Annotated in this window: 16 protein-coding genes; 5 read left to right on the forward strand and 11 right to left on the reverse strand. The window is 43.5% G+C overall.

The window, feature by feature from the left end; genetic code table 11:
- The first annotated feature begins 39 nt into the window (after positions 1-39).
- Positions 40-1,056, forward strand: a complete 1,017-nt coding sequence (gene epmB / locus DFP75_RS11475) for an EF-P beta-lysylation protein EpmB (RefSeq protein WP_110576141.1) — start codon at positions 40-42, stop codon at positions 1,054-1,056.
- 6 nt (positions 1,057-1,062) lie between these two features.
- On the opposite strand, the gene DFP75_RS11480 is transcribed toward epmB, so the two are convergent.
- Positions 1,063-2,376 (reverse strand): ribonuclease J, encoded by a 1,314-nt coding sequence (locus DFP75_RS11480; RefSeq protein ID WP_245927047.1) that lies wholly within the window; start codon positions 2,374-2,376, stop codon positions 1,063-1,065.
- A 184-nt stretch (positions 2,377-2,560) separates the two neighbouring features.
- Between DFP75_RS11480 and DFP75_RS11485 the strand changes: the two genes are divergently transcribed.
- Positions 2,561-3,493, forward strand: coding sequence for a hypothetical protein (locus tag DFP75_RS11485; RefSeq protein ID WP_137169168.1), 933 nt, complete (start codon positions 2,561-2,563; stop codon positions 3,491-3,493).
- A 56-nt stretch (positions 3,494-3,549) separates the two neighbouring features.
- Here the strand turns inward: DFP75_RS11485 and DFP75_RS11490 are convergent, their stop codons facing one another.
- Entirely contained in the window at positions 3,550-3,927 is a 378-nt protein-coding gene (locus tag DFP75_RS11490) for a DUF4870 family protein (RefSeq protein ID WP_110575762.1), read from the reverse strand.
- 176 nt (positions 3,928-4,103) lie between these two features.
- Here DFP75_RS11490 and DFP75_RS11495 point away from each other — a divergent pair, with 176 nt between their 5' ends.
- From DFP75_RS11495 to DFP75_RS11505, 3 genes are all read left to right on the forward strand, one after another.
- Complete coding sequence (locus DFP75_RS11495; RefSeq protein WP_110575764.1) at positions 4,104-4,580, forward strand: NYN domain-containing protein; 477 nt, start codon at positions 4,104-4,106, stop codon at positions 4,578-4,580.
- Between the two features lie 80 nt (positions 4,581-4,660).
- Positions 4,661-5,713, forward strand: a complete 1,053-nt coding sequence (locus tag DFP75_RS11500; protein WP_245927048.1) for a GGDEF domain-containing protein — start codon at positions 4,661-4,663, stop codon at positions 5,711-5,713.
- A 56-nt stretch (positions 5,714-5,769) separates the two neighbouring features.
- Complete coding sequence (locus tag DFP75_RS11505; protein ID WP_342767511.1) at positions 5,770-6,768, forward strand: GGDEF domain-containing protein; 999 nt, start codon at positions 5,770-5,772, stop codon at positions 6,766-6,768.
- Here the strand turns inward: DFP75_RS11505 and DFP75_RS11510 are convergent.
- The 9 genes from DFP75_RS11510 to DFP75_RS11550 form a co-directional block, all read right to left on the reverse strand.
- Positions 6,765-6,986 carry a VF530 family protein gene (locus DFP75_RS11510; protein ID WP_110575768.1) on the reverse strand — a complete coding sequence of 74 codons (222 nt, stop codon included), beginning with the start codon at positions 6,984-6,986 and terminating at the stop codon, positions 6,765-6,767. The two genes, DFP75_RS11505 and DFP75_RS11510, sit on opposite strands and share 4 nt — an antisense overlap.
- Before the next feature lie 117 nt (positions 6,987-7,103).
- Positions 7,104-8,252, reverse strand: a complete 1,149-nt coding sequence (locus DFP75_RS11515) for a Gfo/Idh/MocA family protein (protein ID WP_110575770.1) — start codon at positions 8,250-8,252, stop codon at positions 7,104-7,106.
- Positions 8,253-8,271: 19 nt separating this feature from the next.
- A complete protein-coding gene (locus tag DFP75_RS11520) occupies positions 8,272-9,324 on the reverse strand; it encodes a sugar phosphate isomerase/epimerase family protein (RefSeq protein ID WP_110575772.1) in 1,053 nt (350 codons plus the stop codon).
- A gap of 9 nt (positions 9,325-9,333) precedes the next feature.
- Positions 9,334-10,473 carry a Gfo/Idh/MocA family protein gene (locus DFP75_RS11525; protein ID WP_110575774.1) on the reverse strand — a complete coding sequence of 380 codons (1,140 nt, stop codon included), beginning with the start codon at positions 10,471-10,473 and terminating at the stop codon, positions 9,334-9,336.
- On the reverse strand, positions 10,470-11,234 hold the full coding sequence (locus tag DFP75_RS11530; protein ID WP_110575776.1) for a sugar phosphate isomerase/epimerase family protein: 765 nt from the start codon (positions 11,232-11,234) through the stop codon (positions 10,470-10,472). The genes DFP75_RS11525 and DFP75_RS11530 overlap by 4 nt, the downstream gene beginning before the upstream one ends.
- A 38-nt stretch (positions 11,235-11,272) precedes the next feature.
- Entirely contained in the window at positions 11,273-12,346 is a 1,074-nt protein-coding gene (locus tag DFP75_RS11535) for an ABC transporter ATP-binding protein (protein ID WP_110575778.1), read from the reverse strand.
- Positions 12,347-12,350: 4 nt separating this feature from the next.
- Positions 12,351-13,244 (reverse strand): carbohydrate ABC transporter permease, encoded by an 894-nt coding sequence (locus DFP75_RS11540; protein ID WP_110575780.1) that lies wholly within the window; start codon positions 13,242-13,244, stop codon positions 12,351-12,353.
- A 9-nt stretch (positions 13,245-13,253) separates the two neighbouring features.
- A complete protein-coding gene (locus DFP75_RS11545) occupies positions 13,254-14,171 on the reverse strand; it encodes a carbohydrate ABC transporter permease (RefSeq protein ID WP_110575781.1) in 918 nt (305 codons plus the stop codon).
- 97 nt (positions 14,172-14,268) lie between these two features.
- Complete coding sequence (locus DFP75_RS11550) at positions 14,269-15,507, reverse strand: ABC transporter substrate-binding protein (RefSeq protein WP_110575783.1); 1,239 nt, start codon at positions 15,505-15,507, stop codon at positions 14,269-14,271.
- Positions 15,508-15,657: the final 150 nt, after the last annotated feature.

Consider the following 15,657-nt stretch of genomic DNA (forward strand, 5'->3'; position numbering starts at 1 on the left):
ATCATAACCCAAATGAACACAATTTTGCAGATATTTGACGTGATCCCTATTCAAACAAAGAACAATTTAAGCTGGTCTCAGCACCTATCACAGGCCTTAACCTCCTTACCTGAGCTAGTTGAGCACCTAGGCTTACCAAAAAGTCTCGCTCAAGAAGGCATTGAGGCTCACCAAAGCTTCAAATTACTGGTGCCTCGCCCTTATTTGTCTCGCATTGAATATGGCAACCCCAATGACCCCTTACTTTTACAAGTGCTGCCAAGCGTCGTAGAAATGCAAAAAATTGCAGGTTACACAAAGGATCCATTAGAAGAAGCTGACCACAACCCGCAAAAAGCCATTGTGCACAAATACAAACGCCGTTTATTAGTCATCACCACGGGCACTTGCGCAGTAAATTGCCGTTACTGCTTTCGTCGTCATTTTCCTTATGGTGATAATCAGCTGGCGCAAGCAGAGTGGGACTCGGTAATCGACTATTTAAAAGCGCACCCAGAGGTTAACGAAGTCATCTTAAGTGGCGGCGACCCCTTGATGATGAAAGATAGCTTGCTCGCTGATAAAGTCCGTAAGCTTGATGCTTTACCGCAAATAAAGCGCCTACGCATTCATTCACGTTTGCCGGTGGTGATTCCTGATCGTGTTTGCGACGACATGTTGGCGTGGGTCAAAGCCAGTCGCCTAGACATCGTCATGGTTTGGCACATAAATCATGCCAACGAAATGGATGAAGAGCTTGCTCAGGCAGCCTACAAGCTCAAAAAAGCAGGGGTGACCTTGCTCAACCAAGGCGTCTTATTAAAAGGTGTGAACGACTCCGTAGAAGCTCAAGTGAACTTGAGCGAGGCGGTGTTCAGTGCCGGCATTTTGCCTTACTACATGTTCACGCTAGATCCGGTAGAGGGCGCAGCACACTTTGATATCAGTATCGAAGACGCACAACGCTTAATGGGTAAAGTCGCTGCTGAGCTACCAGGCTACTTAGTGCCAAGGCTTGCCAAAGAGATCCCTGGAAAATCAGCGAAAAGCGTCTTCGCACCTCTTCTCGATACTTAATATTCGCTACCTTAACAGCGCAATACGGCCTACTTTTACTTGCTGGCGTCGAATACTCACATTCGGCGCTAGCTGATATAAATCACCATTTCGACCAATTAACTGATCCGGCACATGACTGAGTTTGGCCACTTCAGCGTGAGCATCCAAATGTTGCGGTTCGCCATGAACGGGAATGGCCAATTGTGGTTGAACCCACGTATAAAGCTGCTTAAGTTCTTCACGACAAGGATGACCACTTACATGAATGGTTAAGTCCGTTTCATGGGCTTGCAAGGTGCGGATTTTTCGGCCTTTAAATTGTTCAGCCAATCTGTCTATGGCGTGTTCATTACCTGGAATTCGCATGGAACTGAAAATCACCAAATCGTCGGCTTCCAAGCTCAAGTCAAAACAGTTATCTGCGGCTAACCGATTCAAGGTTGCTCTTGGCTCCCCTTGGCTTCCCGTCACCACCGCCAATACTTCTTCCCTCGGCAAATACCCTAAATGCGCGGCGTCGATAATCGGTAAATCATCTGGCCAATGCCCTGTGGCTCGAGCTGCACTGACCATATTCGTTAGCGACCTTCCAATCAAAGCAAGATATCGACCCGTTTCTTTTGCGACTTGCCCCAATGCCACTAAACGAGCAACATTACTACTAAAACAACCGACTACAACACGGTTCTTTTCTGCCTCAATGGTTTTTAATAAGCCCTGATAGCAATCGCTTTCAGAAGGCGAAAAACCGTCTTTCAGGGCATTGGTAGAGTCGCAAACCATGGCGAGAATGTTTTCTTTGGCTAGGGCTTTAAAGCCAGAGGGAGAAAAACCGTCACCAAGAATCGGAGTCTTATCGATTTTCCAATCGCCTGTATGAAAGATTTTTCCTGCAGGTGTGTCGATGGTCATGGCATAAGGTTCAGGCACAGAGTGTGTTAATCCCAACCACTTAACATTAAATACGCCAATCTTTTTGGTTTCATTATCTTTTACTTCAATGATTGGCACTTGATTTGTCAACCCAACTTGAACCAACTTACGGCGCAGCACTTCGGCGGTGAACGCCGTGGTGTAAACTGGACATTTGAAACGTCGCCACAAAAAAGGCAAAGCGCCCACATGGTCTTCATGGGCATGAGTAATAACGATGCCTGCCAATCGCTCTTTTTGCTCGCTGATAAAACGCGGGTCGGCGCAAACAATTTCGGAAGTACGTAGGTCATTAGGCGTTAATGGCTCATTGAAAGAAACGCCACAATCCACCATCAACCACTGACCATCGTGACCATAAAGGTTCATGTTCATGCCTATCTCGCCAGTGCCACCTAAAGGCAAAAACCACAAATCCTCTTGTGAGGGAATCAAAGATGAAATAACGCACTCCTTGTGAATCAAAACAGAAAAGTAGCCTGTTGTGTGTCTATACTACGCACTTTCCGATAATATCTCAGCTTAGAAATCAGGCGAAATGCTTTTTGCCTCTCTTTGTAAGCACTGTTATTTATCGATGGATTTTAAATTGGACAATATCGGAAACAAACTTAAGAACGGCCTTGGCAAAGCCATCACCTACTTTATTTTACTCTCCTGCATGGCTGTTTTAGTTATCTACGCGGTGCAACGCTTTGGTGGGGATTACGCAGAACAAAAGATTCAAGAACAACTAGAGCTATCTGGTCTCGCTCCTTTTGTTCATTACGAAAGCGTTCATTTAGACCCTTTTACCCTCACCCCTTCGTTAGAAAATGTTAGTTTCGGTAACGAGTATTCTCCTTGGCTAAGATTTGCCAGAATTTCTTTGAACAGTTATCCGATTAACTACCCAGATCTCGATGTGGATTTTTGGATTCAAGAAAGCCCAATAGACAGCCTATCCCGCGATACAAGAAGACTAATGCGCGCTGCTGGGATCGAAACCTTACTGGGTAAAGGCTCTTTTACGTCGAAAGTTGAGGGCAACAAGGTCTCATCAAGCTTCAAGTTGGACATTAAAGATATTGGCAAGCTGGCATGGGCGTCAGATATCAGCTTATTGAATAAAAACATTGCGATGGATAATCTGCGCTCCGATGTTCTTGCCTCTTTTGCATTAGGCCAACCAGAAGCGCTCCCGATCATCTATGGCGATGCTATTGAGGTGCATTCTTTGGAGGTGGAATACGAAGAGTCGGGGTTAATCGCTCACTTAGTTCCTAAATCAACGATCACCCTCGACTCAAGAGAAAATCAGCTAAACGGAATAAAGTACGCAAGCCAGGCTCTGGGGCTGGCACCTGCCAACTCGGAAGAAGCAGAACATATTGCGAATACGTTACTGACCTTTTTGCAAAAGCCAGAAAAACTAAACCTAACCTTATCACCCACTTCTGCTATCAGCTTAAAAGAGATCGCACTAATGGTAAACGAAGGCAAGCTTTATAAAGACAGTAAGATGGAACTATCAAATAAGTAGAACGCTTATTTACAGCCCAAGCGCCGAAGCGCATGGGCTGTATAAACCAGCAGAGTCTAAAAAGGGTTAAACATTTCGCGATAAGACTGGTTAGACGTTGCTCTGGCAATACCTTTCACCATTCTGAAAATCGACCAAATCCAGACAGCAAATAACACAATATAGCCGATAAAAAAGAACGCCAGTATCACACCAATCACGCTCCAGAAAATCCCCCACCAGAAAGTGCTAATGATATTGGAATAATGATCTTCAAAAAATGTTCCGCGCGCTTCGTCAGCCTTCACCATGGCCCAAATAGCACCAATCAACCAAAATACACCCGTAAAGACGCCTAGCAACATAAATATATAAGCAATCACCACATTGCTCTTTGCATTCTCTTCTCGCGCTGTCAGCGGTCGAATCCGGTTGTCGGGGTCAAATCCAGACATATAAAAAACACTCCGTTCTGTAATAAAACTTATTTACTAGCCATAATGGGGGCACTTTGAAAATTATCGCCTCTTCTTATCCTGTTTTATGATTTCTTTTCACTTCGAATACTTGTAACGTGTCCTCAAACACCACCTTTCAGTTCATAGCAACCACCAACAAATCTAGGAAGACGATGACCAATATAACTATTCTAGTCGATGTTCAAAATGTCTATTACACCACAAGACAAGCTTTTGGACGCTCTTTCGATTACAACACCTTTTGGCAACAGGCCACTGAAGGTCGAAATGTCGTCAAAGCCATTGCTTACGCCATAGACAGAGGTGATGAAAAACAACGTCAATTTCAAAATATCCTTCGAGCCATTGGATTCGAGGTAAAACTAAAACCTTTTATCCAACGTTCTGATGGTTCAGCAAAAGGTGACTGGGATGTAGGTATTGCCATCGATGGTATCGAATATGGCAAAGACAGCGATGTGCTGGTGTTGCTTTCTGGGGATGGCGATTTCGATATCCTCGCCAAAACGCTGAGAGAGAAATACCAAACTAGGGTAGAAGTCTACGGTGTTGAATCCTTAACTGCACAGTCATTAATCAATGCCGCAGATGACTTCACCGCTATCGGTAACAAATTGTTACTTAAATAGATAAAACTCATCTATATTTTAAGAGAGAATATGTCGCCTTAAGCCCCCTTACTGATTATTTTATATACAAAAAGTAAAACATGATAACTCAGACCAGCTCCTTATTATTAGAGACAAGAGACATACTGCATAAGTGGCTTAGCCTTGCCACCAGTGCCATTATGATTTTTTTCTGCTTCGTAAATATCGTTATGTTAAACCAAGTAACTATCGGGGTTATTGATAGCGTCTTTGGGCTACTGAATCTATATTCTTTTAGAAAAGCTTTATTAGAAAAAACGCATGAATGGCATCATTATATGTTGGCTTTTTCAATGACTGTCGTTGTTTTATCTTCCTTTTATTTTGCAGATCTAAGAGCAGGTTCTATCTATTGGCTTCTTATTCTACCGCCTTTATATTGTCTATTAGCAGGTCCTAAACTTGGTCTTTTCTATACAATTATCTTGTCCTTACCTGCCCTTGCTATTTTATTCATTAAATCAGATACAGAAGACTTCCTTCCCTATCGGTCCATTCTTAATTTCGTATTAGCCTATTTTTTGTCCTACGGTATTTGCTATTTATACGAGAGTCAGTACGCAAAAAGCAGTCTACTACTCGAAAGAATGGCTTTCCAAGATCCATTAACAGGGGCGCAAAACCGTCATGCATTAAAACTGTTTTTTGACAATTTTAATAACGTACCGGTTGATCCATTCTTAAAATATGAAACAGAAGAAACTCGCTTATTGATCATTGATATTGACTATTTTAAAAGCGTAAATGATGAATTTGGTCATGATGTTGGTGATTCAGTGTTACTTGAAATGACTGAGCTACTTCACTATTTGATACATGATGAGCACGTTTATCGTATAGGCGGAGAAGAGTTTCTGATTACTTTGAAAAACCACACACAAAACCAGGCTTATGATTTTGCTGAAAAAATTCGAAAAGAAGTCGAAAAAACAGTGTTCCGAGCCCATCAACAAAGCATTAGAATCACCGTTAGTATTGGTATAGCACAACTTCAAAAAGGGCAATCCTTCAGAGAGTTTTTACGAGACGCCGACAAAAATCTCTACTCCGCAAAAAATAAAGGCCGTAATTTGGTCCATTATGGTCCCATGAATGTATCCGAGGCGGTTTAGTCGACTATGTTGATCTACGACTTTTTGACACATCCTCTTAAGCGAATTAATTCATGATGACCACAAGACATCTTCCCCAAACGGCAGTCAGTCCGGCATCATTCCACAAATGGTTAAGCATCCTAATTTGTGCATTGAACAGCATATATTTCCTACTTAACATGATTACAATGCAAAAACTGGGAATTGGTGCCGTACAATTTATTGTCGCTATTTTTAGTGGTTATTGTTTTTATACTTCATCAAAAGGCCTATACCGACCTTGGCACAGCTACACTTTGCTTTCATTACTCACTCTCAACATTTTACTGTCTATCTCAATAATGGAGCTCGTAGCCGGCGCAACCTATTGGGGACTCGCCTTACCCTTCTGGTACTACAGTCTATTTGGTTTAAAAAAAGGCTTTATTTTTAGCGCTGTGGTGATTTTATTGTCTGCGGTGGTCATACTTATTCGCACCGATACAAATATATTCATGCCGTTTAGAACGGTGTTTAACTTCACACTTGTCTATTGTTCTATTTGGCTTGTGTGTCATATTTACGAAGTTCAAAACCAAAAAACGAGTAAGTTTCTACGCTCTCTTGCATTACAAGACGGCCTGACAGATTTGCAAAATCGTCACGCTCTTAAAGCTGATTTTAGAGCCTTCCATAACAGCTTCGACTGTCTGCACATGCTGATTATTGATATTGACCACTTCAAAAACATCAATGATAAATATGGGCATGATATTGGCGACTCTGTGCTTATTAACGTCGCGAATGTGTTGAAAGAGTGTGTTCAAGGCAAAGAAATCTATCGCTTAGGAGGCGAGGAATTTGTTGTTTTATATATAGATATTAGTGATATGGAAGCCTACACTAAGGCAGAAGAAATACGCATAGCAATAGAAAAAAGTGTATTCTACAGCCACAAGGAAGACATCAAACTGACTGTAAGTATAGGCGTGAGTTCACTTCACCCCGACCATGAATTTGCCGATTTTCTTCGAGCTGCGGATCAAAAGCTCTATCAAGCAAAACATGAGGGTCGAAATAAAGTTTGTAGTTAACGGCTAAAGGTTTCCAGAAAAAGCGCTTCAACCTTATCTCTCGCCCAAGGCGTTTTACGTAAAAATTTAAGACTGGATTTAACCGATGGATCACTTTTAAAACAGTTAATATTGATACGAATTGCCAACTCTTCCCAACCATAATGTTCCACCAAATCGGTGACAACCTTCTCTAGTTTGACACCATGCAATGGGTTATTAGCTTGTGTTCCGACCATATCTACTTATTCCTGTGATTCAATTAACGAAGTAGCAAGAGTATACAGCAAGCAAGAAAAAGCCGCTTTAAAGATCATGCGGCTTATCCTTGTTTCAACCTAACTTAGTCTCAACACCTAATGCTCTAAAGACACCCACTGACCATTTCTTTGGCTCGAAAGTACACTCGCTGAGATAAAGCGCATTCCATGTAACCCTGTTGCTAGAGTCGGTAAATCGGGGTTAAAAGTAGATGACAATAGCTGCTCTGCAAACTCAGCATACAAATTAGCAAACGCTTCTAAGTAACCTTCAGGGTGACCAGAAGGAATACGAGAAACCAATGTGGCCGCTTCGCTTAGATAACCATTACCGCGTCGGAGACGTTGGCTTGGTTCACCTAACACAGAATAAATCAGCTCATTAGGTGATTCCTGATGCCATTCTATGCCAGCTTTATCGCCATAAATCCGCAATGACAAGGCATTCTCATTACCTGGCGCCACTTGGCTCGCCCACAAATGGCCTTTGGCTCCGTTTTCATAGCGCAGCAAAATATTAGCATCATCGTCCAAAGCTCGACCTTCTACCCAAGTGGATAAATCCGCTAAGATTTCTTTTGCCTGAGTATTACCAACAAAACACGCCAGCTGATAAGCATGGCTGCCAATGTCTCCCATGCAACCTGCAATACCTGCCTGACTCGGATCAGACCGCCAAGCCGCTTGTTTATTACCAGTTTGCTCTAACGAATGTGTTAACCAATCCTGCACGTATTCCACTTGAATAGAACGAATTTTGCCAAGCTTTCCCGCCTTCACCATGGATCGTGCTTCGCGTACCATAGGATAAGCTGAATAATTATGGGTTAATAAAAACTGCGCTTGGCTTGCTTGTGCAACTTGATAAAGTGCTTCTGCCTCTTCAAGAGTCGCGCTTAAAGGCTTATCACAAATCACGTGAATCCCTTGCTTTAAAAACGCCATCGCTACGGGAGCATGTAGGTGATTAGGTGTCACAATGGACACTACTTCAATACCATCGCTACGCTCGCTTTCTTGCTGTGCCATTTGCTCGAAATCCACATAAGATCGAGCAAGGCCAAGTACCTTCGCTGATCGCTCTGCTTTATCTTTCTGGCTCGATAAAGCTCCTGCCACCAGCTGATAATGATCATCAAGGCGAGCAGCAAACCGATGAACTTCACCGATAAACGCACCTTCACCGCCGCCAACCATGCCAAGACGTAAACGGCGCTTTTGTGTGTTTTCTTGTTTTCCCGACATGTTCTTTCCCTCCAAACTATTAGAGCCCCAACATACGACGATTCGCTTGCGCGTCGACACCGCTGTCAGCAAAATCATCAAAAGCTTTATCGGTCACGCGGATAATAAAGTCTTGGATATGCTGTGCGCCTTCACGGGCTCCATCTTCTGGATGCTTCAAACAACACTCCCATTCCAACACCGCCCAGCCTACAAAATCATAAGTGGTGAGCTTAGAGAAGATCCCCTTGAAATCCACCTGACCATCGCCAATAGAACGAAAACGCCCAGGGCGATCTACCCAGTTCTGGAAACCTCCATAAACACCACATTTTCCATTCAAATTAAGCTCTGCATCTTTGACATGGAACATCTTGATGCGGTCATGATAATGGTCAATAAAGGCCAAATAATCCAAGTGTTGCAATACAAAATGGCTCGGATCATAAAGGATATTCGCTCGTGGATGATGATCTACTTCCTCGAGAAAACGCTCGAAGGTTACACCATCATGAAGATCTTCACCGGGATGAATTTCGTAACACAGATCGACACCGACCTCATCAAAAGCGTCAAGGATCGGCTTCCAGCGACGCCCTAATTCAGCAAAGGCTTCTTCAACTAAGCCTGCTGGTCGTTGTGGCCAAGGGTAAAAATAAGGCCACGCCAGAGCACCAGAAAACGTCGCATGAGCCGTCAAGCCAAGACGCTGTGACGCCTTGGCTGCCATTTTAAGTTGCTCCACAGCCCAAGCTTGTCGTGCAGCAGGGTTGCCTCTTACGCTAGCATCCGCAAAACCATCAAACGCATCGTCATAGGCAGGATGCACTGCCACCAGCTGACCTTGTAAATGCGTAGACAACTCCGAGATAACCACGCCGTGTTTCGCTGCCGTCGCAATTAACTCATCACAGTATTTTTGGCTGCTCGCCGCCCGCTCCAGATCCATCAAACGCTTATCCCAAGTAGGAACTTGCACGCCTTTATAACCCAAAGCAGCAACCCAGCCACAAATGGCATCAAAGCTATTAAAGGGCGCTTCATCGCCCACAAACTGCGCTAAAAAAATAGCGGGTCCTTGTATCGTCTTCATAATTCCCTCCTAGAAACAAGCAGCAAGTAAGGCTTTAGCAGCTATTGGATCAAGCGCTCGTGGACGATCACAATGGGTGGTCATCTTGATAGATTGCCCACTCTCACCTGAAGCCAAAATCGCCGTCATGACTTCCACACCATGCAAAGCTCTGTCCAGCGCACACATATGATCTCGCCCCATATGGATCGCCATTACCATTTCTGCCAAACCTGCAGTGCGATAATTCGCCTTTGCTAGCTCGCCATGAATTTGATTGGGCACGCCAAATGGGTGATCCCATACTTGCAAGGGTGTCTCACGACCATCCTGAATCAGCGATACTTTCCCACCAAAAAAATTAGGGTCAGGCAAATACATAGAACCTTTACTGCCGTATAGCTCCATATGGGAATGTTGATGAGCCTTTACATCCCAACTTGCTCCTAACGTAATGACTGCGCCACTTTCAAAAGTCAAAATAGCATGTATAGTCGTCGGTGTTTCGACGTCTATCATCTCGCCAGATCTTGGTTGGCTGGTGATCTTGCGTTGTTTACGAGGAATCGCTGTCTTGGCAATTACCGATTCCACAGGACCTAATAATTGAATTAAATTAGCAATATAATACGGACCTAAATCAAGAATAGGGCCACCACCAGGTTTAAAGAAAAAGTCCGGATTGGGATGCCAACTCTCCATTCCTGCGCTCATCACATGGCAAGTACCTGAGTACACTTCGCCAATTTCTCCCTTGTCCAATAAATGCCGTGCAAACTGATGGGAGCCACCCATAAAGGTGTCAGGGGCACTCCCGACTTTTAACCCCTTCTTGAGTGAGAGCGCTTTCATTTTTTGCCCTTCTTCAAGACTCAAAACCAAAGGCTTTTCTGAATAAACATGCTTACCCGCTTCTAGAGCCTGCATACTCACGGCATAATGCGCTGCGGGGATGGTTAAATTAACAATAATATCAATATCTTGTGAGGCTAATAATTGATCTACTGTACGCGATTCAATGCCGTACTTCTGTGCTTTCGTTACCGCCAATTCAGTGTTTAAATCCGCACAGGCTAAAATTTTGAAACCGCAAAACTGTGGCGCCAAAGACAAATAACTGTCCGAAATATTTCCGCAACCAATCAGCCCAACATTTAAAATCGTTTTCATACTGTTGCTCCTTTTGCTAAGGCCTGCGCCCCTTTTAGGGCTCGATTGGCAAAACGCGATAAATCATTAGGGTTATCATGCTCCATCACAAACGCGTTGGCAGGCGTTGAACGCACTACTGGCCACCAGTCTCGCCAAGGCAAAGTTCCGTGGGTAAAATCAGCCCAGCCATCTTCATCTTGGCATTCGCCTTCTGGGGCGATGTCTTTTAAATGCACAGCGCAAATTCGGTCACGATACCTAGAGAGCCACTCAGCCGGATCCTGACCCCCTCTGACTACCCAAGACACATCCATTTCCCATTTAATATTCGGGCCACCTTCTAGAATCAACGACATTGGCAAAGAGCCATCGGCTAACGGTTCAAACTCAAAATTATGATTGTGCCAAGCAAATTCAAAACCAGCATTGATGGTTTTTTCTCTAATAGTTTCTAAGCGCTGCCCGAATTCAAACCAACCTTGTGCACTATCTGGCCGTTGATCGGGCATAATAAAGGGGCAAATAATGGTGTGCATATTTAGCGTCTTAGCGATATACAAAGCTTGCTGAATGTTATTTTCCAACATAGCCAAATCAAAATGTCCGGTTGGCATAGTTAACTGATGCTTAACTAATAAGCTTTTCAGCTCATCCAATTGGCCATACAAGCCGCCATAACCTTCTACCTCTCTGTAACCTACTTGATGTAAAAGGCTAAATACCTCATCAAGAGATTGTGTATTGCGGGCACTATAAAGCTGAAATGAAAATTCGGTCATATCGTTTCCTTTTTATTTTTATTGCGATAATTATTGGCTTAAAGGCGTACTTCACCTTGCTTAGCAAAGAGATGAGCTTTTTTCGGATCAAGATAAATATCAGCGTCTTCATCCCATTTAAGCTGATGATCTCCATGAACTTTTACCGACCATTTACGGCCCATAAAATCAAACCAAACAATGGTTTCATCCCCCATTGGTTCTAAGATATCAATCTTGGCAGAAATCAATTTCACATAACCATCACGAGGTTCAAGCGCCAAATGCTCAGGCCGAATTCCCAAAAAAGCGTTCTCGTCATGATCACCTTGATTAATAAACTCATAGCCCATTAAGTTGACTCGGTAATCTTGATAAACGAAATTTTCGCCTACGATGCGGCCTTCCAACAAATTCATGCTTGGCGAGCCAATAAACTGCGCTACAAAGAGATTACAGGGCTTATGATAAATATCCGCTGGCGTACTTAATTGCTGAATTTCGCCATTTTTCATGATGGCAATCCGATCCGCTAAGGTGAGCGCTTCTACTTGATCATGAGTCACATACACCATGGTATTTTTTAATTTTTGATGCAAACGCTTAATTTCTACCCGTAAATCCGCGCGCAACTTAGCGTCTAAATTCGATAAAGGCTCATCGAATAAAAACACCTCAACATCTCGTACTAAGGCTCGCCCTATCGCCACACGTTGACGCTGCCCACCAGACAATTCTGAAGGTTTGCGGTGCAATAGAGGCTCTATTTGCAAAATTTTAGAAGCACGATCGACTCGCTCGCGAATCTCACCTTTGGCCATGCCTTTCACTTTCAAACCAAAAGACAAATTCTTTTCCACTGTCATCTGCGGATACAAAGCATAAGACTGGAATACCATGCCAATACCACGATCTTTAGGCTCCTCCCAAGTCACATTGCGATCATTGATCCAAATCTGCCCTGCAGAGATATCCAATAAGCCAGCGATGCAATTAAGCAAAGTCGATTTTCCACAACCGGAAGACCCTAAAAGAACCAAAAACTCACCCTTTTTAATATTAAGATTAAGTTGCTTTAAAACATGGGCATCTTGGTACTTAAGATCCAATTCTTTAATAGATATACTGTTCATAGTCTTACCCCTTCACCGCGCCAGCCGCTATGCCACGCACAAAATATTTGCCAGACAACAAGTAAATAGCCAACGGCACAAGCGCCGTAAGAATCGTTGCGGCCATATTCACGTTGTATTCACGTACGCCAAATGTTGTTGCCACTATATTGTTTAATTGCACTGTCATGGGTAAGTTCTCACGACCCGCAAAAATTAACCCCAATAAGTAGTCATTCCAAATCCCGGTAGTTTGTAAAATCACCGCAACGACTGTCACAGGAATGGATAACGGCATCATGATTTGAAAGAAGATCTGCCAAAAATTTGCGCCATCTACTCGCGCAGCTTTAAATAATTCATCGGGTAACGATGAAAAATAATTGCGGAATAACAAGGTCATGATCGGCATACCAAAGATGGTGTGAATCAAAATAATCCCAGTTAAAGAACCATAAAGTCCCACTTCACGAAGGAAAATAATCAGTGGAAAGATCACCACTTGAAATGGCACAAAAGCCCCAAACAAGAGAATGCCAAACAATAAATTAGAGCCTTTAAAGCGCCAAAAGGACAAAGCATAACCGTTAATCGAACCTAGGATGATAGAAATCGCCACACTCGGAATGGTGATCTTCACCGAGTTCCAAAAGCCTGTTTGAATGCCATTACATTCCACCCCAGAACATGCCTCGCCCCATGCCTTTACCCATGCAGCAAAACTTGGGTCGCCAGGTAACGAAAAAAGCTCCCCTAAGCGAATCTCAGACATGCCTTTTAGCGATGTAATCAACATCACGTACAAAGGAATACAAAAGAAAACGGCAGCACTGAATAAAAATGCATAAACACCAAGCCGTGAGACTGTGGTTTTTTTCGGTTTTGGCCCATGTGGACCAGTTAATTGAATCTGTTCCATGATCGACTCCTAATGTTTGGCTGGACGAACATATTCGCGATAAATCCAGGGACCAATTACCAAGAGCACTGGAAGCAACATCATGGTTGCCGCCGCCATTCCCAAGCCCACATTGCCACGGGCTGTAATGTGATCAATAACGAACTTCGCAGGCATTTCCGTCGACATACCAGGGCCGCCACCAGTTTGCGCGACAATCAGGTCATACACTCGCACGACACCAACGGCTAGTAATACGACGGAGGTAATCATTACTGGTCGCATCATTGGCAAAACGATAAAGAGGTAGGTTCTCCACGCTGGAATACCATCCACACGAGCCGCTTTCCAGATTTCGCCATCAATGCCTCGTAAACCTGCCAACATCAGAGCCATTACTAACCCAGACGACTGCCAAACGGCGGCGATTAATACACCATAAAGTGCGTACTGCGGATCAACCAAAGGCGCGAATTCAAATGATTCCCAACCCATACGTTGAATAACATTTTGAACGCCAAGAGAAGGCTCCATCATCCATTGCCACACCAAGCCAGTCACGACCAAGGACATCGCATAGGGATACAAAAACAAAGTCCTAAAGCCGCTTTCAAAACGGACTTTCTGATCAAGAAACACCGCCATAAAAAAGCCCGAGACTAAACAAAAGGCAATGAATAAAATTCCATACAAAAATAAGTTTTCTACAGACACCACCCACCGGGACGTTCCCCAGAGGCGTTCATATTGGTCTAATCCGACCCAATTAAAGTTTGGAAACAAGCGTGATTTCGTGAACGAAAGCATCACCGAATAACCGACACAAACCACAAATACGCCAATTGCAACAATCGCCATGGGCGCACTTGCTAATAACGAAGAAATTTGAATTCGTTTCGTACGTCGCGGGGTCGATACTTTTGCTGTATTAGCCATAGTCTCTTCCATCTTAAACTCCTTTTTGAAACACAAGAATTGACCGCCAGTACTGCATCTTCAGCACTAAATACTAGAGAAAACTGGTGGTTATTCTGATTATCGAAGGTTACTCAGCGTCTTCGATAATGCCTTTGAAAATGCTAAGTGCATTGTCGACAGACATACTTGGTTCGTTCCAAAAAGTAGAGACTAAATCTTGAACCTGCCCATTCGTATCTTCCGTAATGTAATTATTTGCAGGTGTAATAGTCGCTTTGGGATCATCCAACAAAGCGAGACCTTTTTTCATACACGCATCCGCCACTTTTAAGTCAACATCGGCACGTACTGGCAAAGAGCCTTTAGTATTGTTAAATTTTGCTTGAATAGTTGGATTTAACATCATTGAAGCCAGCTTCAATTGCGCAGCTTCAAGGTTTTTATTAGAGGATTTAGGAAAGATAAACGCATCTCCGCCTAAAGTGAGAGAAGGACGTTTAGCGGGTCCCGGAATACAGCCATAATCGACTTCGGCAACTTTTCCTGCCGCAGCAAACTCACCACGAGCCCAGTCACCCATTACTTGTGCAGCCGCTTTGCCAGTGATAACCATGTTAGTGGCATCATTCCAATTTCGACCAGGCGCACCCTCATCGGTAAATTGTCGTAATGCACCAAAAGTTTCAAACACCTTACGCATTTTATCGCTGCTAGCAGCCTTTGGGTCCTTATCTTTCCATACACTGTTCCAGAATTTTTCATCTGTCACGCCAATCATCACTACATCAAAAACATGGCGTTCCTGCCAACCTTGCCCACCAAAGGCCAAAGGAATATAACCCGCGTCACGAATTTTAGGCGCAACAGTCAAAAACTCTTCCCATGTATGAGGTTCTTTCACGCCAACATCAGCAAAAACTTTCTTATTCGTCCAAAGCCATTGATTAGAATGGATATTGACTGGCACACAATAAATGCCGCCGTCTTTCATACAAGGATTTAAGATACTCGAAGGACGAATAAAGTTTGTCCAACCTTCTTTCTCTGCAACCGGAGTGAGATCTAGGAGAAGACCTTCTTCAATCAATTCTTCGAACTGACGAGAGGTGTTGAATTGTGCGGCGCCCGGTGCATCACCACCTAGAATGCGCTGCATAGTAAGTGCTCGCGCGTTTTCGCCTAATGCGACAGCGGTATCCATCCACTTGTCGTTGCCCAGTTTATTAAATTCCTCGGCCAACACTGTGACGGCTTTTTGTTCTCCGCCAGATGTCCACCAATGAATGACTTCAATATTGGCCGCTTGGACCGACGCACTCATAAATCCTGCCCCAATTGTGGCAGCAAACAGTTTTTTACCCATCATATTATTTTTATCCTCTATTGGGTTTTTGTCCTCAAAACTTCCTTAAGAAAGACTTGAGTTGAAAACGGTAAAACTTGAAATGAAACCGCTTACATGAACAAATATTAGACAATAATATGACCCCGTCAATACATTTCATTCATTTGTTTT

It is taken from the genome of Marinomonas alcarazii (genome assembly GCF_003208215.1).
GTDB lineage: Bacteria > Pseudomonadota > Gammaproteobacteria > Pseudomonadales > Marinomonadaceae > Marinomonas > Marinomonas alcarazii.

Coding starts and splice junctions, on each gene's coding strand:
- DFP75_RS11490 (WP_110575762.1), bottom strand. CDS start 3,927: ATGTCTGGATTTGACCCCGACAACCGGATTCGACCGCTGACAGCGCGA.
- DFP75_RS11495 (WP_110575764.1), top strand. CDS start 4,104: ATGACCAATATAACTATTCTAGTCGATGTTCAAAATGTCTATTACACC.
- DFP75_RS11500 (WP_245927048.1), top strand. CDS start 4,661: ATGATAACTCAGACCAGCTCCTTATTATTAGAGACAAGAGACATACTG.
- DFP75_RS11505 (WP_342767511.1), top strand. CDS start 5,770: ATGACCACAAGACATCTTCCCCAAACGGCAGTCAGTCCGGCATCATTC.
- DFP75_RS11510 (WP_110575768.1), bottom strand. CDS start 6,986: ATGGTCGGAACACAAGCTAATAACCCATTGCATGGTGTCAAACTAGAG.
- DFP75_RS11515 (WP_110575770.1), bottom strand. CDS start 8,252: ATGTCGGGAAAACAAGAAAACACACAAAAGCGCCGTTTACGTCTTGGC.
- DFP75_RS11520 (WP_110575772.1), bottom strand. CDS start 9,324: ATGAAGACGATACAAGGACCCGCTATTTTTTTAGCGCAGTTTGTGGGC.
- DFP75_RS11525 (WP_110575774.1), bottom strand. CDS start 10,473: ATGAAAACGATTTTAAATGTTGGGCTGATTGGTTGCGGAAATATTTCG.
- DFP75_RS11530 (WP_110575776.1), bottom strand. CDS start 11,234: ATGACCGAATTTTCATTTCAGCTTTATAGTGCCCGCAATACACAATCT.
- DFP75_RS11535 (WP_110575778.1), bottom strand. CDS start 12,346: ATGAACAGTATATCTATTAAAGAATTGGATCTTAAGTACCAAGATGCC.
- DFP75_RS11540 (WP_110575780.1), bottom strand. CDS start 13,244: ATGGAACAGATTCAATTAACTGGTCCACATGGGCCAAAACCGAAAAAA.
- DFP75_RS11545 (WP_110575781.1), bottom strand. CDS start 14,171: ATGGAAGAGACTATGGCTAATACAGCAAAAGTATCGACCCCGCGACGT.
- DFP75_RS11550 (WP_110575783.1), bottom strand. CDS start 15,507: ATGATGGGTAAAAAACTGTTTGCTGCCACAATTGGGGCAGGATTTATG.